Source organism: Photobacterium lutimaris (assembly GCF_003025555.1).
GTDB lineage: Bacteria > Pseudomonadota > Gammaproteobacteria > Enterobacterales > Vibrionaceae > Photobacterium > Photobacterium lutimaris.
Window position 1 is genome coordinate 150,511 of record NZ_PYMH01000003.1, and the last position, 20,495, is coordinate 171,005.

The window sequence follows — 20,495 nt, forward strand, 5'->3', positions numbered from 1 at the left end:
TGCAGGGCTTAATCTAGGTGAAGATAAAAGCCGTAAAAGGTTAGGTTGCCGAGAAGGTAAACTTGCCAATAGAGTTGTGGAATGCAGCGACTAGGTCATTGACTTGCTTTACAGCCCCTTGAACATCATTGGCAGAATGCTGGTTGTTAGTGGCCATCTCGGCAATTTTTTGCACTCGTTCAGCAAGCTCTTGATTTGCGCTGGACTGTTCATGTAATGAGCCGGTGACTTCGTCGATCAATAACATTAGATCTTGTGACATGCTCTGCATCGAGCGCACTTTTTTTTCTGCCTCCACGGTTTGTGACAAGTTTTGTTCAACAGCACAGAGACTGACTTCTATATGGTCGACTGTTGACTCAATCCCGTTTCGTAGCTCTTGTATGGTTGAGGCTATTTGCTTAGTCGAGTCGGATGTTCTGACTGCAAGGTGTCGGACTTCATCGGCGACAACGGCAAAGCCACGGCCTTGGTCACCGGCACGAGCGGCCTCTATTGCCGCATTTAGGGCGAGGAGGTTGGTTTGTTCCGCGACATCATTGATGACACTGACAATACCCTCAATCTCTTTGGAATGGTGACCCAACTCAGAGACAGCATCACTTGAAAGACGGGACTTTTCCGACAAGACACTGATATTGTCAATTGCTTTAAGCATTGTTGAGGCTCCGATATTCGCTTGCTCCCCACTGTCATTGGAGAGGGACTTTATTTTGTCGGCATCAAGTGAAATGGTATGAATACTCTGGCTGAATTGCTCAATAACAACGGCGATGGAGCCGGTATCATCTGATTGACGATTAGAGGAACTGACGATGTGGTTGGCTAGTACATCAAGTTTCGCTGCTTGTTCGTCAAGTACTTCGGCTCCACGATGAACCCCCTGTAAGGTATTTTCAAAGGTAGCCATCAGGCTATTGAACGCGAAGCCAACATCAGATATTTCATCGTTACCTTGTTTGGGAATCCGCACAGTAAGATCAAGATTACTTTCTGCTTGTAGAATAAGAGATTGCAGCTTTGCAAGTGGTGAGGTGATGGTTTTGGTTATGTAGAGTGAGACAACAATCAGCCCGCTAGCCAATAAACCAATCAAAACGATGAGATCTCTTATGTTTTGGTAAAATACGGTATCAACATCATCGACATAAAGTCCGGTGTTGAGTACCCAGCCCCAAGGTTGAAAAGGGAGTGAGTAGGCCACTTTAGGGTAGGGAGTTTTATCTGGTCCTGCTTTTTGCCAGTGGTAAGTCACAAAACCGCCACCTAGTTTGGCTGCCTCGACTTGCTCACTGACAATAAGTACACCGTTGATATCCTTTAATTTTGAGAGATCTCGCCCGTTTAAATGTGGGCTAATAGGGTGATGTATCATGGTGCTTTTCATGTCGTACACCATAAAGTAGCCATTGTCGCCATAGCGCATGGCATTAAGTGCCGATATTGCCCTTTTCTGTGCCTCTTGAATTGTTATTTCGCCTTGTTGAGCCTGATTATAGAGATCCGAGACGAGTGTTTCAGCAGACTCGACAAGGACTTGAATTTGATGTTTGCGTTCACCAAGCATGCTGTCTCTCTTATCAAACAGGGCAAACAAGGTGGCTGAAATGAGGGATACTACCGCGATCAGAATGATCAGCATCAAGCGTTGCTTAATAGATAGAGCGTTCATGGTTTCCTCCATGTCCCCACAAAAAGTAAGTAAATTATAAACTTATTGTCCAACTTACTTGAGTCTAGCAATGCAGACATGAATTGCTTGATATTTGGATATAATAATCCCCGTCTAATCAATTGACCATTCAACGTTTGGTCTGCATCAATGCAACTTGACGTTTGCTTATCAACGCCAGTAGTCAATGTTATGCCCAGAGGTCAGCTGGGTATAGCGTCTCACTTCCACTGTACCGTGGGCGCTATATCAATTACTTTAACTGTAGTGACTTCACATAGGTCGTTGATAGCTTGAAAGAGTCGCAGGTGTGTTTGGCAACGGAGTGTTCAAAAAGCTGTCCATTATCTAGGTAGGCGCGCTGGGCGACGGTAACTAAATGCTCGCCCTCAGGAATAATTAACCATTGGCTTTCTTGTTTGTTGGCTTGATCAACGGTGATCGTCAGGTTTGCACTGTGGATCCCTTGGTTTAGGGTGTCGGTTATGTAGCCATAGATGGAATCTTCAGCTTGCTCCAACGTTAACCCCTGCACAACGGCAGTTGGCATATAGGTATATTCAACGATGGTTGGTTGGTGATCGATTGAACGTACTCGGATGATTTCAAAAAGATGATCACCGACAGCCCCACTAACAAGCTCGGAAGTTTCATGGTCGGCTTCAACAATTCGAAACTGCTTTACCTCTGTGGTGACTTTCTTCCCCGTACCTTCGTAGCGTAACTTGGTCCCTAGCAAGTGGCTATCTGGTTGTTGTGGCGGCGTACTTTTAATGAATGAACCGGCCCCTCTTTTTCGGACAACCATTCCTTCCTTCACCAGAATATCCATCGCTTTCTTCAGTGTGATTTCACTGCACTCAAACTCGGCGGCGAGCTTTTTTCCTTCAGGCAGTTTCACTGTAGGGCTGTACTCGCCAGATTGAATGCGAGCTTTAAGTTGCTGATAGATAGCCTGATATTTGCTCATTACTGCTCTGTATCTGTTTAGGTTGGATGAGCAGAATACCTTAATTCTGCGTTGATGACAGCGCCCAAAACCACACTGGGTGTGATCGTTGTTGTGTTTTTGCTCCTTTCTTGGTGTAAAACCATATGGTTTTGTTTAGTGTTTCGCTATCAACGCTGTGTGCAACTAATCGTAAAAGCTGGTTTTAGCATAGCGAATACATTTAATAGGCATGCCCTTGGTCACGAAAGTGGATTACAGGGTCGATCATAGGGTGGATTATGAGTTTTCAAGAAGAGTTTTTGTGGGGAAGTGCATCGGCAGCATACCAGATAGAGGGAGCTGCAAACCTCGATGGCAAGGGAGATTCCATTTGGGACGTATACTCCCGAGTACCAGGGAATACTTTCAAAAATACCACCGGTGAGGTCGCGATAGATTTCTATCACCGCTTTGAAGAAGACGTTGCCTTGATGAAGGAAATGGGCCTGCAGGCATACCGTTTCTCGGTATCTTGGCCACGAATTATGGCTGATGGCCGTACGGTTAACCGACAAGGAGTGGAGTTCTATCACAAAGTCATCGATACCCTGATTGCGAATGGCATCACGCCGATATTGACGATCTATCATTGGGATTTGCCGCAGGCATTACAAGATGAGTATCAGGGGTGGGAGAGCCGTGACATCATTGACGATTTTACTCGATACTGTGAAGTGCTGTTTGAAGAGTACGGCGATAAAATACCGTATTGGGTCAGTCTCAATGAGCAGAATATCTTTACCAGTCTTGGGTACCTGCAGGCTATTCACCCGCCGAAAGTTTCTGACTTCCAACGCTTTGTTAATGCCAATCATATTGCTAACTTAGCCAATGCCAGCGCAGTGAAAAAATTCCGTGAGATGGGTATCGAGGCCAAAATTGGTGCCAGCTTTGCTTACAGCCCTGCCTATGCACAGTCAGCGAAACCTGAAGATGTCATCGCTGCGGAAGATGCCCAAGAACTGCAAGATCTGTTTTGGATGGATGTGTATGCCAAAGGCCGTTATCCTAAAATTGCCTTGAAGCGGTTGGAGACCTTGAATATCCATATCGACTTCCAACCGGGTGATAAAGAACTGTTGGCTGCCGGTGTATGTGATTTCATGGGCTTGAACTACTATCAGTCTGCGACATTCGTTGCTGCAGAGAATAAGCAAAAAACAGCTCAGACGGGTAATGCCTCACAGGTCTCGGTGGTATCAGAAATTAGCGACATCCCGACGGATAAGCTATTTGCAAGGGCGGATAACGAATACCTAGAAATGACGGACTGGAATTGGGCGGTTGACCCAAATGGTCTTCGGGTCGCGCTGCGTCGGATCACCTCTCGCTACGAGTTGCCTATCCTCATCAGTGAAAACGGCCTTGGAGCATTCGATACACTGACAGAAGAAGGCAAGGTACACGATGACTACCGGATCGACTTCCTCCGCCGCCATGTCGAAGCGATTTCAGAGGCTATTGATGATGGCTGTGAGGTTATCGGTTATTGCACTTGGTCTTGCCAAGACCTATTCAGCTGGTTAAACGGCTACGCTAAGCGCTATGGTTTCATTTATGTCGACCGTGACGAAGAGAGCGCGAAAGAGCTCAAGCGATATAAGAAAGACAGTTTTTACTGGTATCAAAAAGTCATTGAAACGAATGGCGAGCAGTTAGATTAAAATATTGCCCCAAAGATTTTTTGTCAGCTCACGTAACCGCGTGGGCTTTCTTTTGGTTGCTTTTTGAGCATTTTTATTTTGTCTTAGAAAATGATAACGTTGAAGGCTGTATTCTGCTTTTCCTTTTACTTCAAGGGATATGATGAAAAGGCTGATTAAACAAATCGCGATAGTTAATTTAATTGCTGCAATTGTGGTGATGGTTTTATCTCAGTATGTGCCCGCTTTTAAAACGACGGGTCTAAGCGATTTTCTGTTCTATATCGTAATAGTCGTTTGGGCCATCGCAGGGTTGACTTGGGATGGTGGTCGAGAGAGTCGAACATGGAATGACGACCCAGCCGCAAAGCAGTCAAGCTCTATGGTTTCAGATCATGACTTCAAAAGTGATCAACAGACGCAAATCCACCACAACTATCAGTTCGGCCTAATGATGTTTATTGCGGGGCTCCCTGCTTTGGTTAGCTGTATTATTTTACGTTGGTTTGTTTAGGCACCGACAAAACAAAACTGGTAATGCCATTATCGGATCGCACCAGAATGTCACCGTGGTGGATTTTGGCAATAGAACGGGCAATCGCAAGCCCTAATCCAGCGCCAGCTGTGGCTCGGTGCATTCTGGCCTTATCGACGCGGTAGAAGCGTTCAAATATATAAGGCAGGTTCTCTGCTGGGATGGTTTCTCCCTTGTTGATAACGGCCACCCGAGTAGTGCTGTCTACTTCACTGATTTGAATATTTATCGCTTCATTATCATCACTATGCCTAACCGCATTGGACATTAGATTACCGATGGCGCGCTTGAGCATCTCTTTATCACCGTGAACAAAGCCAGATCCCGATAGGTTTATAGTGACGCCTTTTTCTTCACCGGCCATTTCATAATATTCAGCCAAGTCTTCAATCAGAGGGCTAAGGGCGATATCTTCATTGGCTGTCTGCAACAAATTATGCTCAGACTTAGCCAAATACAGCATATCGGTAATGGTTTTGGTTAAACGACTTAGCTCTTCTGACGTTGAAATCAAGCTCTCCTGATACTCTTCGACTGTGCGAGGATGGGTGAGGAGCACTTGGGTCTGGGTCATCATATTGCTGATTGGCGTGCGTAGTTCATGGGCAATATCAGATGAGTATTCAGATAAGCGTTCAAATTCGTTCTCAAGCCGTGACAGCATGTCATTAGAAACAATAACCAACTGTTGGAGCTCGCTGGGAAACAACGCAGGCTCAATGCGTAGATCCAACTTCTCCGTCGAAATTTGCTGTAAGTGTTCTTCGAGGTGTTTGACTGGGCGCATGCCTTTTTTGACGATCAGCCACCCGAAAATGCCACTGATAATACTGGCAAACAAAGTGGTCCAAATGAGTACGGTAGTAAAGCTTGTCAGAAAGACATGATGGTAATTGATATTAATACCTAAGATAACATCGACGTTTGGCTCTTTATCTACCGGGAACCGAAATGCGCGGTAGCGAACATCGTTAGCCTGCCAATCCACGCTCTTCTTTGAGCGGTTATCGAGGAAAAATTCTGGTAAGTCAACATCTTCGGTTTGGTGCCGAATTTCCCCATTGTTGATCAACCATAGCTTAGTTTCGCCCAACTCAAAGAAGGTTCCATACTTGGCGATGAAATCGTTCTGTAATTGCAACGTGTTGATCGTTTTGAACTTTTGCTCAAGGGTATACTGATCTTGCTGATAAAAGTGGTGCTTTAATTGGTAAAGGATGACGGTACTTAAGGTGCAAAGCACAAGGAGCGAGGCCGTAAAAAATGAGATGATGAGCTTTGCTGACATTGAATTGAAGAGTCGATTGCCTTTAATTTTGTTCATCTAGCATATACCCCATCCCGCGAATAGTATGGATCAGCTTGGGTTTATAGTCTTTGTCGACTTTGCCTCGAAGTCTTTTGACTGCAACATCAATGACATTGGTATCACTGTCGAAGTTCATATCCCATACGATAGAGGCAATCTCTGAGCGTGATAACACTTCGCCTTGGCGTCGCATCAATAATTCAAGCAAGGAGAATTCCTTGGCAGTGAGGGTAATGCTGTCACCAGCACGGGTCACCCTGCGCTTGAGTAAATCAAGATGGAGGTTGGCTATTTCAAGGGCAAGTTCTTTTGAAGGCGTGGGTTGTTTTCTGCGTAGTGTATTCTTGATTCGAGCGACGAGTTCGACAAAGGCAAAAGGCTTTACAATGTAGTCGTCTGCACCAAGCTCCAGGCCTTTTACTCGATCTTCGACCTGATCTCTAGCGGTCAGCATAATGACCGGTGTTTCGATATTGCTGGCACGGAGTGTGGTTAATACTTGCCAGCCATTGAGTTGTGGCAGCATGACATCAAGGATGATGAGATCATAGCTGGCGCTGGTCGCTTGGTATAAGCCATCAACGCCGTCTGATGAGAGGTCAACAATGTAGCCTGCTTCGGTGAGTCCTTTTCTAAGGTATTCGCCGGTCTTTGGTTCATCTTCAATCAGCAGTAACTTCATTTTTACCTCAAGTCAGTTCTAAAACATGGTTGCAAGGGGTGGGTCCTTCAACCCCTTAATCTGTCCATTTCGTATTGGGTATATCTAGGTAGGCATCTGATACCTATTAGTTATTATCGTAGCGGAAGTGCTCATAACGAACATTGACATTTGCACGGTATTCGACATTTCCATCAGAACTCATCATCTCATCGACGGTGACATAACCGTTGTCTTGAATGCGCAGGCTAGAAATTTCTTGTGGACCCCATGCCATAACACGCAGCATTTTGTGTAACTCTTCTGGCTTGCTGGTTTCTAACACATTCAGTACATGCTGGCCTTCAGCGTAGGCTGCATCACGGGTTTCAAAGGTTGTAGTATTGATTACACGCTCATTGCTTTGCACGCTGTATTTGCTACCTGGGAGCAATGAAGTGGAAGCCATTGATGGTAAGCTAAACATTACAAGTGTTGTGGCGACGGCAATTGATTTAAGTAATTTCATAGTAGTGTCCTCTCAGTGTTTGACTTTACGTTAGAGAGAATACCGAACTGATGGTGACCAAAACCGGACGCCAACATGACATTTTTGTCATGTTGAATTTATGAATGATATCGTTATTAGGAGCAAAGGATGGAACCACGAATCAGTATTATCACATTGGGTGTAGCAAACCTTGAGGCGTCGTATGAGTTCTACCGTAAACTGGGTTTCCCATCGCCGAAAAAGCCAGAAGACGGCATCATATTCTTTAAAACGGGTGGGGTGTGCTTGGCGTTATACCCATTGGATGCTTTGGCAGAAGATGTGTCACCTGATTTCAATGCGGTGAAAGCGGGCTTCCCCGGTATTACCTTGGCTCATAATACTCGCTCAAGAGAAGAGGTGGATGCGGTATTGGCGCTGGCGGAGCAAGCAGGCGGTAAAATTGAAAAGCAGGCGCAAGATGTATTTTGGGGCGGCTATAGCGGCTACTTCTCCGATCCCGATGGGTATTTATGGGAAGTCGCTTATGGAGACTGCTGGGAATTCAATGCTGACGGTAGCTTAGTTATCGATTAAAACACCCGTTATATATTAAACGAATTACAGCACTTGTGAATCAAGGAAGAAACATGATCAAAAGAGTAGGTGATACGGAAATTCAAACTAAGCATCGGGCGACATGCCACTGTGGGGCCGTAGAGCTTGAATTGACACTACCTAACGGTATTGAAAATCCTCGCCGTTGCGATTGTTCCATTTGCCGCCGTAAAGGGGCAATAGTGGGGTCGGTAAAACTTGATGGTATTCGTATAATTAAAGGTCAAGATGTTCTTAAACTTTACCAATTTAATACCCATACCGCGAAGCACTACTTCTGCTCTGAATGTGGCATTTACACTCATCACCAAAGACGTTCAAATCCCGAAGAGTATGGTTACAACATAGGGTGTCTGGAAGGTGTCAATCCCTTTGAGTTAGGTGATGTGGTGACGAATGATGGTGTTAACCATCCAGCAGATCGATAGTTGGATAGGATACTGGGTATATCGATGCGACAAGCCATTATTAATTATCATTTGGATGAAGAAAATCATTGGGTGGCTGAATTAGAGTGCGGCCACAACCAGCATGTCAGACATCAGCCACCCTTTATCAATCGTCCTTGGGTTGTTTCTAAAACAGGTAGAAAATCGATGCTGGGTTATAGGCTGGAATGCAAGAAGTGCGATGAAGGTATGCCTGTCGATAATTGATAAAAGGTATTTTTAAAAACCAGTTGATGGAAGATGTCTTTTTGTAATGGGATATGGAGTACATCTATAACTCAACAGTGGCATCAGTTCAAAATAATGGTGAGTTCTACAGTACGATCAGTTTAAATTATGATTTCTAAGACAGAATGCTGATCGACGTGCGTAAATTATCTTTACAAAAACACAATAAAATATCGTTTGATTGACGGTCTTTTACGCTCATTTACCATGTGCTTGTATTATTTTTGAGAAATAAAACGACTTATATGAAGTTGTTATTTCTTATGCTCTATAGCTTTATTGTGCTTGGTAAAGGATAAAGTGGGTGGCGGTAAAATATAGTGGTTATTTGTAATTTTAGAATTATTACTCTGTAAATTAATGATTATCAGTTAAATTGGTTATTTGTAAGCCATGCGTATACAAATGTAAAGCACTGTCAGGACAATAAATCATGTTCGAATAATTCGAACGACATGATTGATTTTCTATGTTTCATTATATTGATGCCCCAGCTAAATTTAACTCCGAACCCAAACGAATATATTAACGGAGAAATATTATGCTTAAGCTTACAGGTACCATGATTGCTGCGACTGTATTACTAAGCTCACCAGTGATGGCTGATTTAAACCTTGATGTTACGCCACAAAATGAAGGTGCATGGGTAAAAGTAAGTGAAAACGGAGCACCAGCTAGCAACGTTACAATTACTACCAATGTTCCAGGTACAGGCTCTTTCACCACGGATGAGCATGGTAGGGCTTATGTGACTATTGCATCTAACCGATCAGGTAGTGTGAAATTCAGGGCAATGGATGTAGAAGGTAACCTTGCTTACAAATCGGCGCTAATTAGCAAAGATAAGTAACCGAATAGAATCTTTATGGAAGAGTTGGAAACGGATATCCAGCATGCCAAACGTGGTATGACTACTGTAAATGATTCAACAAGAAAAAGGCCGGAAAGATATTCAGAAGTCTTTCCGGCCTTTGTCATTTTCTACTAAGAAAACGATTAGTCGTCGACCAGCCAGCCATTCGTTACGGCTAAATTAATTTGTTCGCAAGCGTATTGCCATAGTTTAGGCGTTACTTTTTCTAGGTACGCATTACGTTTTAGGACCTGTTGCTTGGTTACCGTATGTTTAACCCAGCTACCACCTCCGTTGGACATGTTCTGGATCAGCGGCAAAATGCGATCCATCGCTTTGGCAAAGCGGGCATCGGCGGTTTCAGCTTGTTCAAATTCCAGCCATAGCGATTTCATCTCGTTGAACTGCGCTTCTGGCAGTAGGCCAAACAAACGGTTGGCAGCAGCAATTTCCTTTTCTTCCTGGCCGTCTAGTTCATGTTGCTCAGCAAAAGCAAAAGTATCACCTGCATCAATCTCAACGATGTCATGGATGAGTAGCATCATGACTGCGCGATTCACATCGACAGGCTCTTCGATATAGTCCTTTAGTACTTGCGCCATAAGAGCAATGTGCCAGCTGTGCTCAGCACTGTTTTCCTGGCGATTGTTATCTGGTTTTACCATGGTTTTGCGGTAGATCGCTTTAAGGCGATCCAGTTCATTGATAAAGGCCAGCTGTTTGTCGAGATTAAGCATACATTCCTCTTATTGCTCTTTGATCGTCGCGATCGCGTTATTTCTGAGTGACGGACAAGCGTCGTACTAGGGTGGGGACAAACATCCGGGTACACGTCTTGTTTTCATCACCTTTTGCCAATGACAGCGAAAGGTTCGCTGCTTGTTCAGCCATGATGTTGATCGGGTAGCGAACCGTGGTTAGCTTCGGGCTCAAATATTTTGCGATGATACCATCATCGAAACCGATCAGAGAGATATCTTGTGGTGGGGAAATACCGTTTTCTTCCAGTACCGATAAACACCCAGCGGCCATATTGTCGTTGTAAGCGGCAATCGCCGTAATTGGCAGGTTTTTGGAAAGCAGATTCATCATCGCATGCTCACCACCGGCTTCATCGGGTGAGCTGTATTCGATATAGCTGTCATCGGTGGGTAGGTTATAGGCCCTAAGTGCATCGAGGTATCCGGCGAGGCGCTGCTCGGTATCTTCAATGTCATGGTTTGAACAGGCATAACCGATATGCTGGTGGCCGTTCTTGATCAGGTATTCAGTTGCGAGATATGAGCCTTTATGGTTATCAAGTGCAATACAGCGATGGGCTATCTCAGGAATATAACGGTTGATAACCACCATTCCCGGTACCTCATTGGCAAAGTCAATCAGCTCTTGATTGCTCAGGCCTTTGCTGTGAATGATCAGTGATTCACAACGGCTGTTGATAAGCAGTTCAATGGCTTCTTTTTCGGTCGCGGCGTTGTGATAGCCATTGCCGATCAAAATTTGCTTGCCGTTTTGCCGTGCTATCTGGTCAATGGCTTTTAACATGGAGCCAAAGAAGGGATCGGAGACATCGCCGACAACCACGCCAATCGTATTGGTGGATTGGCTGACCAAGGCTCTGGCATTGGCATTGGGGCGATAGCCAAGCTCTTTCATCGCCTGAGTCACCGACGAAATCGAGGCCTTACTGGCTTTTGGGGATTTATTGATCACTCGTGATACTGTCGCAACGGATACACCGGCCAGCTTTGCCACATCCTTAATCGTAGCCATGGCTACACATCCTAGCTCAAATCAAACTTGGTACCTATTTAACACCGACTATGTAACGGGTGCAATCATCTTGCACTAAAAAGTCAGTGCTATTCACTATATTGATTAAAAATCAAAGAGAAAGAGAAGTGTAACCGTTACCATAGATGTAAAAAGGGAGTGGCCATTGGCGACTCCCCCTTCGTTTTCCTATCAGTGAGGATTAGCTCACTTCAATCGGCCCGCCGAACGACGTGACCGGTGGAACGGTACCGGTGAACTTCTCAAACTCAACCAAACAGGTGTTGGCACTGGTGGCCTGAGCCAGCTCAGAAGACGGAATATCCTGCGTCAGGGTATTCGGATCACCATAGGTGTCCATTGCGCCCACTTTCTCGCTTAAAGGACCGTACCAAGCACCTTCTTCGATGCGAACGACACCCGGTGCGTAGCTATCGGTTAATACAGCACCAGCCAACAATTGGCCACGGCCGTTGTATACACGGACCAGGTCGCCATTCTGAATGCCCTTGGCAGCGGCATCTTGCGGATTGATGTAGATCGGCTCACGACCTTGTACCGCGTAGGTGGCACGGAAGTCTTCCGACTCACACATCTGTGAGTGCAAGCGCTTGTCCGGGTGGCAAGACTGCAGCCAGTATGGGTGCTTGTCAGACCCCGGTCCGCCGTGTGAACGCTCGCTCTTCTCGAACCACATTGGGTGACCCTGGCAGTGCTCGTAGCCAAAACGGTCAATCTTACGGCTGGTGATTTCGATAAAGCCAGAAGGGGTACCCAGTGGGTTGATTTCTGGATCTTCACGGAAATCGGCATGGCGAACCCAAGGTTTACCTGTACCGGCATCGAAGTAACCCTGTGCCCAGAACTCATCAAACTCTGGCATGTCGAACTTGGCTTTGTTAGCGTCACGACACTCGCTGTATAGCTGGCGAACCCACTCCATTTCGTCCATACCTCGGGTGTATTCTTTGTGACGGCCGAAACGGCGAGCCACTTCTGTCATGATCTCAAAGTCGGTTTTTGACTGGAATAGCGGGTCGACTAACTTCTGCATTGCAATCAGACCACGGCCACTGTATGAGCCATAGACATCGATGTCATTACGTTCCCACTGGGTACAGGCAGGAAGAACGATGTCCGAGAAACGGCAGCTTGCTGTCCAAGCAAAATCAATGGTCACAACGGTTTGCAGTGCCTTGAAAGCTTGCTTCATTCTGTTGCGGTCTTGATGGTGGTGCCAAGGGTTACACCCACTGATCACCATCATCTTGTAGTCTGGCAGGGTGACTTTGGAGCCGTTGTAGCGTATTTGCTTACCAGGCTCTAACAGGCAGTCAATCCAGCGTGCAACTGGAATGGTGCTGCTATAACCGTTGAAGTCGTTGTTGTCCCACTTCGGTTTCTGACCTTCATCTGGGTTACGTGGGAAGCCACCCGGCGCCGCAAAGCCCGTAGAAGGAACACCAATTGAGCTGTAGTGATGGCCGTAAGAGATACCACCACCCGGCAAGCCAATTTGACCGACCATGGCAGCAATAACCGCGCCCATCCAGTATGGCTGCTCACCATGCTCCTGACGTTGGATACACCAACCAAACAACATCTGGGTTCGGCCGTTGACCAGCATGCGGGCGAATTCGCGGATCTTATCGGCTGAAACGCCACAGATCTCTGCTGACCATTCTGGTGTCTTCTCGATCTTATCTTTGGTTTCACCCATCACATACTGGATGAAATCATCAAAGCCCAAGCAGTACATCTTGATGAACTCTTTGTCATACAGCGCTTCAGTGTAGAGTGTATGCGCCACACCCAGCATAAACGCCACATCGGTTTGCGGGTTAATGAACAGGTGATCGTTATTCAGGTACCGCTGCGTCTTATTCTTCACTGGGTCAACAGAAAGTACATTGATTTCGCCTTTGGCGACTTTCTCTTTCAGTTGCTCCAAGTAGGCAAATGACTCGTGGGTTTCACAGTTCCAGCCAACCTGCAGGTTTTTCACCGGATCGTTAGCCCATAGCACGATATTGTCACTGTTTTCCAGAATTTCAGACCATGAAGTACCTTGTGCATACACTTCAGTTGAGCCCAGTACGTAAGGCAAGATGGTTTGGCCTGCACCGGTTGAGTAGTCACCCACTTTCTTGATGTAGTTACCGTGCATACCAACAACACGCTGCATGTGGTTACCACAGCTATGGAATTGACCGGTCTGACGCCAGCCGGTTTGTCCGGCGTGCAGTGCCCATGGACCGTAGTCTTTCTGGATGCGCTCTAGTTCACGGTAGAACAAATCGATAGCTTCATCCCATGTCACACGGACGAAGCGGTTATTACCACGTGTGTCAGCACTGTATTTGTGCTTTTTCAGCCAATCAAGGCGAACCATCGGGTAGCGCACGCGGGATGGGCTGTAAAGAATGCCCTTGATACCGTTGAGCATTTCGGTTGGATGCTTATCCAGCTCAAGCGGTTTGATCTCTTGCAGTTTACCACCGTAGATATGGGCACGGAATGCGCCCCAGTGAGAACCTGATACTTTCCAGGTTCCTACAGTTTCAGCCGCCATGGCTTTATCCCCACCTAACAGGCTAGGGCCGATCACTGATGCGGCGCTAGTGGCTACCATACCTTGTAGGAAGCGTCTTCTGCTTACAGACATATTCAATTACTCCGTCAATCGCTTAGTGGTGGCCATCTGCAAAGTCAGATGAGTGTTTCTGCAGGTACTTCAATACTAAGGCTTTGCTATCGGTATCGAAGTTAACGAATGCCATCATGCCGTTGAACATGCCTGGCCAAGTGTTGGCATCAAAGTGCGCTTCATCCGGCTGGGTGTGACACACAGAACAGTTGGTGTTGTAAGACTGTCGGGCTTTATCCCAAATAGGTTGCGCATCGGCCATTAGTGCTTCTTTCTTCATCCACACTTTGGCGGTGACTCGTTGCCAAGGCAGGCCGGTAAGGTCATCTTCTTTACGCTCGAACTTCTCAACGACCTGATCATTAGTCGCTGACTCTTTCAGCAGTGAAGCAACGGCAATATTCATGCCGAAATCTTCCTGGATCACACGGCCAAAGCCTTTGTCTTTACGCCAGCCAGAGACTTCAACTTCGATAGCATCCGCTGTTTGGTCTATGACTTTGACTGTTGATGCCGGGTTTAGCAGACCAGCTTCTGTCGTAAGGGCTTTTTCTTCATAAAGGGGGAGATGGCGTACGCTGACATACTCTTGGCCTGTCTCGAACTTGGTGCTTGATGCAAGCTGCTCTAGCTCACCAATCATGCCGCCAGAGCTGTCCATGTTCTTTGGTAGGTTATGGGCAATACCTTTGTGGCAGTCGACACAGCTTTGGTCACGTTCGGCGGCTTGCTTCATTTGGATACGTGCCGTTGGGCGCATGTTGTCGAAATCCATGCTGTCGTAGTTGTGGCAGTTTTTACATTCCAGCGATTTGTTGGAAGAGAAGCGATCCCATTCATGTTGGGCCAGTGCAACGCGGCGTTCTTCGAATTTTTCTTTGGTGTCTAAATCACCGAATACTTGGGCGAACACTTCTTTGCTGGCTTGCATCTTACGCGCAATCTTGTCGGTCCAATTATGCGGAACGTGACAGTCAGGGCAGGTGGCGCGAACACCGGACGTGTTTTTCCAGTGTACGGTTTCTTGTAATTCTTGGTATACGTTGTTTTCCATGGTATGGCAGCCAATACAGAATTCTTCGGTATTGGTCACTTCCAATGCAGTATTGAAACCACCCCAGAAAATAACCCCGGCAATAAAGCCGCCAAGGGTTAATACCCCAAGGCTGATATGGACACTTGGCCGAGAAAATGTCCGCCAAGTTTTAGTGAGAAATGTTTTCATGTTGTGTACTCAGTGTGTGGTTATTTGATTGTTGTTATATCGGTTTATCCCATGTGGCCAGGAGGCCCCATAAAGAAGATCTGCATCATCCATACGAAAAAACCGTAGCCACCGACGGCGGCAATACTGAGGATGGGAAAGAGAAATACTGTGATGAAAAAGAAAGCACGCCACTCACGTTGCTTTTCATCCTTAGCAACTGTGCTGATTCCATTGTTCATAGATTTACCCGTTCTACTTTGTTAATTGAGCGAAAAGAAAAGTGTTAACAAATGTTTTAAGGGGATCTTAGAATATATTTCTGGGGTGATTCAATTGGGCAAAAGATATTGATTTAACCTAGTTATCCCTTTTTTGATCTGCAACGGAAAGATGAATGGCATGCGATCTTATATAACTATTTATAGGTAGTTATGAAGAAGTGTTAATAGGGTCTTGTGTTTAATTATGGTTAAATAGGTTTGTGTTTTGTTGCTCTCTTGATCTCCTTTATTAGAATAAAACACAATAACAACGAGATTGTTGGTGTGTTGATCAATTTAAAGTGTGATCTAGATCTATATGAATATTAACCATGTAAACGAGAAGGGAGTTCTATACATAATCCAGCATCTCAATTTATTGGACAAAAGTAAGATATTAAATATGTTTCAGTGCAGGCTTGATTGGAAATGATTTATTACAGAGTATATTTCTGTGGACATTGCTTACTCGAAATAAAAAAGCTGGCGTCTGCCAGCTTTATATAAAGAGCATATTTGTCGAAACCTACTTATCGTGCGACTTCAAACGCAAGTGCTTTTTTTTCTACCTGTCTGAAAATGAGGGTAAGCACGCCATTAACTGTCAAATAAAAGGCACCCGCGACGCTAAAGACCATTAATGTGTCGTAGGTCTGGGCATTGATTCGCTGGGCATACCCCATGATGTCCATAATAGTGATGGTACTGGCAAGTGATGTGCCCTTGAAGACAAGAATCACTTCGTTGGAATAAGCGGGAATGGCGCGGCGAATCGCATAGGGCAGCAGCACACCCAGTGTTGCTTTGGTATCCATCCCCAAGGCTTTACAGGCTTGCCATTGACCAGAAGGGATAGCATTGAATGCGCCTTTGAACAGTTGGGTACTGTAAGCTGCTGTATTAAGTGCGAGTGCAAGCATTGCACAGAACCAAGGCTGGCGTAGCCAGTACCACAATACACTTTCACGTACCCACTCGAACTGACCCGGGCCGTAGTAAATCAAAAAGATCTGTACCAGCAACGGCGTACCGGTAAATAAGGTAATGATCCCCCGGCTTAGCCAGTGAAGGCCGGGCGTTTTTAAGATAAGCGTTAAAGTCATCAATAACGCCAATGTACAACCCACGAGCAAGGAAACGGCTGTTAGCTCAAGACTAACGACTAACCCTTCGAGCAGTTGCCAAACGTGCAGTTCATTCATGCGCTTGCTCCTTTTACTGGGTTAGCGTGTATTGATTTACTTTTAACAGACGCGCCTTGTGGTGAGTTGCCATCTTGTACGCTGAATTTTTTGTCTAGCTGCTTAACCACACGCTGGGTGATCAATGTGATGACCAAATAAACAGCCGCTGCGCAGGCATACCAAGTAAAACTTTCGTGGGTAGCTGCCGCTGTCAGCTGAGCTTGTTTTAAGAGATCGGTGACACCAATCAAAGAAACAAGCGCAGTGTCTTTGAGCAGTACAAGCCATTGGTTAGTCAAGCCGGGGAGGGCATGTCTAACGGCTTGTGGCAGAACAATCTTAAAGAACGCCCGCGGTTTGCTGATCCCCAGTGCACTTGCCGCCTCACGCTGACCATTGGGTACTGCCTTTAGCGCACCGCGCAATGTTTGGGAGGCGTAAGCGGCAAAAATGAGGGATAAGGCAATAACCCCTGATAAAAACGGGCTGACCTCGATGAAATCCCCTGTCAGCAAAAACAGAACCTGTGTTGAGCCGAAGAAGATAAACAGTACAACCAATATTTCAGGTAAGCCCCGAAGCACGGTGACCAGCGCGGTAACAGGCCAAGCAATGGCACGGAATCGTGACATTTCACCGCCGGCAAACAATACAGCCAAGACCAATCCAACAGTGACGCTGGCTAGACTAAGCTGGATAGTGACCCAGCTTGCCTCAAGTAGCGTCAGAGCATAACCTGATAACGCCATAAATTACTCACCGAAGTACTTGTTGAAGATTTCATCGTACTGGCCATTGGTCTTCACGGTTTTCAGTGCCGTGTTCAGTTTGTCCAGCAGTTCTTGGTTGTCTTTATTGATGGCAATACCAAAACCGTTACCAAAGTATTTGGCGTTGGTTACTTGATCACCGACATAAACAAGGTTGTTGTTCTTTTTGAACCACTCAGCCACCACGGCAGTATCACCAAATACAGAGTCGATACGACCATTTTGCATATCGATAAAGGCATCTTGGTAGCTTGCATAAGGAACGGCGGTAACACCATCAAGCTGTTCGGTCAGGTAGCTTTGGTGGGTTGAACCGTTCTGTACCCCTACACGCTTACCTTTGAGAGAGGCTTGATCTGCTACTTTGCCATCAAGAGCAACGAAAGCGGCTGAGTTGTCGTAATAAGCATTGGTAAAGTTCACCACTTGCTGACGCTGTTCAGTGATATCAATACCCGAGATAGCTGCATCATAACGACGGAATTTTAGAGCAGGGATCAGGCTATCAAAAGGTTGGTTGTGGAAAGTACATTTTGCCTCAATGACATCACATAGCGCATTGGCCAGGTCAACATCAAAGCCTTGAATCTCATTATTCTCGTCAACGTATTCAAATGGGGCATAAGTTGCTTCCATCGCAAACTTAATTTCTTCTTGAGCGGCAGCGTTAGCTGAAACCAAACCAATCAATGTTGCCAATACAATCTTTTTCATCGCGATACTCCGTGCGTCGTTAGGTGCAGCATCACGTGGGTAGGTGATGCTGAAAATAGGGTATGTTCCCAATATCTTTGGGTATATAAATCAATTTAGTGGGTGAGGTATTCTGCAAATTCCGGTGTAGCCGGATGGGTAAATGCCTCTTTGGTGCCGTGTTCCACCATGTGACCTTTTTCAAGGTACAGCACGTGGCTGGCGATTTTCTTGGCGAATTCTACTTCATGGGTTACCACCACCTGGGTGATACCTGTTTCACCAAGGTCATTGATGATGTTGACAACCTGATTGGTAATTTCAGGATCGAGCGCAGCAGTTGGCTCATCAAATAGCAGTACCTCTGGCTTCATCATTAGGGCACGGGCTATGGCAACTCGCTGCTGTTGTCCCCCTGAGAGTTGCAGAGGCCAAGCTTCTGCTTTATCTGCCAGCTGTAATTTCGTCAGCAATGCCATGGCTTCTTCAGTTGCCTGAACGTTAGAAATCCCTGCAACTTTCATCGGCGCTTCAATCAAGTTTTCCATCACTGTTAGGTGAGGCCAAAGGTTATACTGCTGAAACACCATGCCGACTTTGCGTCTTAACTTTAGTGCCTGTTTTTCACAGATTGATTGAGAAAAATCATAGGCTTCATTGGCGACCTGTAGCTGGCCGCTATTGGCGTTTTCCAGCAAGTTAAGCACTCTTAGCAAAGAGCTCTTGCCTGCACCACTTGGGCCAAGCAATACCAAGGTCTCGCCTTTGCCGCAGGTGAACTCAACGTCATGAAGGACCTGGGTATCACCATAGAATTTATTAACACTCTTAACTTGAATACTCATGCTGACTTACTGCATTAAACGTCACTTGATGGTTATATTACCCAGAGTGAGATCTTATGCAAGAAAAATGTATAAAAAATTCCACAGGTTGCATTTTTGTTTGATTTTTGTTCTAGGTTTTGGGTTTTTTGCCATTTAAACTACTGTAAATACAGTAATGACGTGGAAGATGTGAAAAGAGAAAGAAAGTGAACAAGCGCGGTGGGAATAATTACGCATTTTTCTGGCGAAAAAAAGGCCACTAAGAAAGTGGCCTTTGGATGTATGGGGTTTACCGTGTGATGAAATTATGCCGTTTGGGCGATTTCAGCTGTTTCGCGGCGGGCTTTAACCACAAATGCATAACCGATAAGTGCCACAAAACCTGTGATAAACATTGCAATGGTCACTGTTATCAAGCCGTGCATTGCGAATGCTGATACCAAGCCACTTGCGGCGAAGCACACCATTGTTTGTAGGAAGTTAAGTAAGCCAGCTGCTGTCGCACTGCAGTTTTTGAAATCTTCCAACGCTTTGCTGATGATCAGTGGGTAGATTGCACCGTTAGCAACCGCTAGGAAGCAGAATGGGACTAGGATTGGCCAAATAGTCGTTGGTTCAGTCTGAATTGAGATCATGAACATAATGGTTACGCTGGCAAAGAACAGCTTAAGGATCCACGGCAGCAATTGCTGGCTATCGTATTTGTTCAGTAGGGTACGACAACCGTAGCCACCGATAATGAACGCAACAGTTTGCGGCGCGTAGCTCAGACCGATATCTGCGCCTGAGTAACCCATAGCGGCCATTACAAATGGCGAGCCCGTTAGGTACGCAAAGAAAGCAGCAGAACATGCAGCAAAAATGATCATGTTACCAATGAATTTTTTTGAACTCAGAATTTGGGCATAATCACGGCGAAGTTGCACTAACACTTTTTCTTGTTTTTTATCCAAATTAGCGCTTTCAGTTTCTTTAAGCGTCATAATGGACAAAACCGCACCAAAGCCAACAAGAGCGATAAAGATGCTACGCCAGCCAAACTGATGTTCAAGCATTGCGCCTGCAAGTGGAGCAAGTGCTGGTGATAGGGCGACCAACGGCATGATGGTCGCAAATACGCGTTCAGAGACCTTGCCTTCGTATCGGTCGATAACGACAGCTTGCCAGATAACAGTTGCGCTACATGCCCCTAGAGCCTGTGCAAAGCGTGCTGCCAGCATTAGTTCAACGTTCGGCGCAAAGGCACAGAATACTGAAGCGATACTAAAGAGTGTCATACCGCCCATTAGCACTTTGATACGACCAATACGATCAGACAGTGGGCCGTAAATAAGCTGGCCGAGTGCCATACCTAACAAGAAAATACTCAGAGTTAGGCCAATAAGTGATTGTGATGTATCAAAATCCTCTCGAATTACTTCGAAAGCAGGAAGGTACATGTCAGTTGCTAGGAATCCCAGCATACTTAAACACGCAAACCACAGAGTGGTCATTTTTGAAGGTTGATTGGTCATAGTTTTATGTCATTAGCTGTTTTGTACTTTGTGGCAAGTCTATACATGGTTTTTTATGGTGTGAAACGGTAAAATTTAAACATTGCTTTCAAAAAAATTGATTTGATTGTTTTTTCATCAGTGCTGCGTGATATTCTCTTGCGCACTGAGTGTGGTTGAGTATTGCGCAGATAGCACCTATTAGACGCAACT

Annotated in this window: 22 protein-coding genes; 7 read left to right on the forward strand and 15 right to left on the reverse strand. The window is 45.7% G+C overall.

All coding sequences use genetic code 11. The annotated features are described in order from the left end of the window. Nucleotides 1–40: 40 nt before the first annotated feature. Together C9I99_RS09675 and C9I99_RS09680 are read right to left on the reverse strand one after the other, a co-directional pair. Nucleotides 41–1,672 carry a methyl-accepting chemotaxis protein gene (locus C9I99_RS09675; protein ID WP_107348666.1) on the reverse strand — a complete coding sequence of 544 codons (1,632 nt, stop codon included), beginning with the start codon at nt 1,670–1,672 and terminating at the stop codon, nt 41–43. Nucleotides 1,673–1,925: 253 nt separating this feature from the next. Next, entirely contained in the window at nt 1,926–2,642 is a 717-nt protein-coding gene (locus C9I99_RS09680) for a GntR family transcriptional regulator (RefSeq protein ID WP_107348667.1), read from the reverse strand. A gap of 260 nt (nt 2,643–2,902) precedes the next feature. Between C9I99_RS09680 and C9I99_RS09685 the strand changes: the two genes are divergently transcribed. After that, nucleotides 2,903–4,327, forward strand: a complete 1,425-nt coding sequence (locus C9I99_RS09685; protein WP_107348668.1) for a glycoside hydrolase family 1 protein — start codon at nt 2,903–2,905, stop codon at nt 4,325–4,327. Between the two features lie 142 nt (nt 4,328–4,469). Then, the gene (locus tag C9I99_RS09690) at nt 4,470–4,820 is read left to right on the forward strand and encodes a hypothetical protein (RefSeq protein ID WP_107348669.1); all 351 of its coding nucleotides are present in this window, start codon (nt 4,470–4,472) and stop codon (nt 4,818–4,820) included. On the opposite strand, the gene C9I99_RS09695 is transcribed toward C9I99_RS09690, so the two are convergent. The 3 genes from C9I99_RS09695 to C9I99_RS09705 form a co-directional block, all read right to left on the reverse strand. Next, the gene (locus C9I99_RS09695) at nt 4,798–6,165 is read right to left on the reverse strand and encodes a heavy metal sensor histidine kinase (protein WP_107348670.1); all 1,368 of its coding nucleotides are present in this window, start codon (nt 6,163–6,165) and stop codon (nt 4,798–4,800) included. The genes C9I99_RS09690 and C9I99_RS09695 overlap by 23 nt on opposite strands. Beyond that, nucleotides 6,152–6,832, reverse strand: coding sequence for a heavy metal response regulator transcription factor (locus tag C9I99_RS09700; protein WP_107348671.1), 681 nt, complete (start codon nt 6,830–6,832; stop codon nt 6,152–6,154). Before C9I99_RS09700 ends, C9I99_RS09695 begins: the two co-directional genes overlap by 14 nt. Before the next feature lie 106 nt (nt 6,833–6,938). Next, a complete protein-coding gene (locus C9I99_RS09705) occupies nt 6,939–7,319 on the reverse strand; it encodes a DUF3316 domain-containing protein (RefSeq protein ID WP_107348672.1) in 381 nt (126 codons plus the stop codon). Nucleotides 7,320–7,448: 129 nt separating this feature from the next. Between C9I99_RS09705 and C9I99_RS09710 the strand changes: the two genes are divergently transcribed. The 5 genes from C9I99_RS09710 to C9I99_RS27535 all read left to right on the forward strand — a co-directional run bounded on the left by C9I99_RS09710 (nt 7,449) and on the right by C9I99_RS27535 (nt 9,563). After that, a complete protein-coding gene (locus C9I99_RS09710) occupies nt 7,449–7,877 on the forward strand; it encodes a VOC family protein (RefSeq protein WP_107348673.1) in 429 nt (142 codons plus the stop codon). 53 nt (nt 7,878–7,930) lie between these two features. Next, nucleotides 7,931–8,326, forward strand: coding sequence for a GFA family protein (locus C9I99_RS09715; RefSeq protein ID WP_107348674.1), 396 nt, complete (start codon nt 7,931–7,933; stop codon nt 8,324–8,326). Nucleotides 8,327–8,350: 24 nt separating this feature from the next. After that, a complete protein-coding gene (locus C9I99_RS09720; protein WP_107348675.1) occupies nt 8,351–8,554 on the forward strand; it encodes a DUF3565 domain-containing protein in 204 nt (67 codons plus the stop codon). Between the two features lie 562 nt (nt 8,555–9,116). Next, the gene (locus C9I99_RS09725; RefSeq protein ID WP_107348676.1) at nt 9,117–9,425 is read left to right on the forward strand and encodes a hypothetical protein; all 309 of its coding nucleotides are present in this window, start codon (nt 9,117–9,119) and stop codon (nt 9,423–9,425) included. Nucleotides 9,426–9,440: 15 nt separating this feature from the next. After that, nucleotides 9,441–9,563 carry a hypothetical protein gene (locus tag C9I99_RS27535; RefSeq protein WP_275937921.1) on the forward strand — a complete coding sequence of 41 codons (123 nt, stop codon included), beginning with the start codon at nt 9,441–9,443 and terminating at the stop codon, nt 9,561–9,563. Between the two features lie 8 nt (nt 9,564–9,571). Here C9I99_RS27535 and C9I99_RS09730 read toward each other — a convergent pair whose 3' ends face one another. The 10 genes from C9I99_RS09730 to punC all read right to left on the reverse strand — a co-directional run bounded on the left by C9I99_RS09730 (nt 9,572) and on the right by punC (nt 20,303). Then, nucleotides 9,572–10,165, reverse strand: coding sequence for an HD domain-containing protein (locus tag C9I99_RS09730; protein ID WP_107348677.1), 594 nt, complete (start codon nt 10,163–10,165; stop codon nt 9,572–9,574). 37 nt (nt 10,166–10,202) lie between these two features. Beyond that, nucleotides 10,203–11,201, reverse strand: a complete 999-nt coding sequence (locus C9I99_RS09735; protein ID WP_107348678.1) for a substrate-binding domain-containing protein — start codon at nt 11,199–11,201, stop codon at nt 10,203–10,205. 202 nt (nt 11,202–11,403) lie between these two features. Then, a complete protein-coding gene (gene torA, locus C9I99_RS09740; RefSeq protein ID WP_107348679.1) occupies nt 11,404–13,866 on the reverse strand; it encodes a trimethylamine-N-oxide reductase TorA in 2,463 nt (820 codons plus the stop codon). A gap of 22 nt (nt 13,867–13,888) precedes the next feature. Continuing rightward, nucleotides 13,889–15,073 carry a pentaheme c-type cytochrome TorC gene (gene torC, locus C9I99_RS09745; RefSeq protein ID WP_107348680.1) on the reverse strand — a complete coding sequence of 395 codons (1,185 nt, stop codon included), beginning with the start codon at nt 15,071–15,073 and terminating at the stop codon, nt 13,889–13,891. Nucleotides 15,074–15,117: 44 nt separating this feature from the next. Next, nucleotides 15,118–15,294, reverse strand: a complete 177-nt coding sequence (torE, locus tag C9I99_RS09750) for a trimethylamine N-oxide reductase system protein TorE (RefSeq protein WP_107348681.1) — start codon at nt 15,292–15,294, stop codon at nt 15,118–15,120. Between the two features lie 551 nt (nt 15,295–15,845). Beyond that, nucleotides 15,846–16,517 (reverse strand): arginine ABC transporter permease ArtM, encoded by a 672-nt coding sequence (gene artM, locus C9I99_RS09755; RefSeq protein WP_107348682.1) that lies wholly within the window; start codon nt 16,515–16,517, stop codon nt 15,846–15,848. Further along, nucleotides 16,514–17,248, reverse strand: a complete 735-nt coding sequence (artQ, locus tag C9I99_RS09760; protein ID WP_107348683.1) for an arginine ABC transporter permease ArtQ — start codon at nt 17,246–17,248, stop codon at nt 16,514–16,516. The genes artM and artQ overlap by 4 nt, the downstream gene beginning before the upstream one ends. A gap of 3 nt (nt 17,249–17,251) precedes the next feature. Then, nucleotides 17,252–17,983: a lysine/arginine/ornithine ABC transporter substrate-binding protein gene (locus C9I99_RS09765; protein WP_107348684.1), complete on the reverse strand. Its 732-nt coding sequence runs from the start codon at nt 17,981–17,983 to the stop codon at nt 17,252–17,254. Nucleotides 17,984–18,078: 95 nt separating this feature from the next. Further along, nucleotides 18,079–18,807 carry an arginine ABC transporter ATP-binding protein ArtP gene (gene artP / locus C9I99_RS09770; protein WP_107348685.1) on the reverse strand — a complete coding sequence of 243 codons (729 nt, stop codon included), beginning with the start codon at nt 18,805–18,807 and terminating at the stop codon, nt 18,079–18,081. Between the two features lie 287 nt (nt 18,808–19,094). Continuing rightward, on the reverse strand, nt 19,095–20,303 hold the full coding sequence (gene punC, locus C9I99_RS09775; RefSeq protein ID WP_107348686.1) for a purine nucleoside transporter PunC: 1,209 nt from the start codon (nt 20,301–20,303) through the stop codon (nt 19,095–19,097). Nucleotides 20,304–20,495 lie beyond the last annotated feature (192 nt).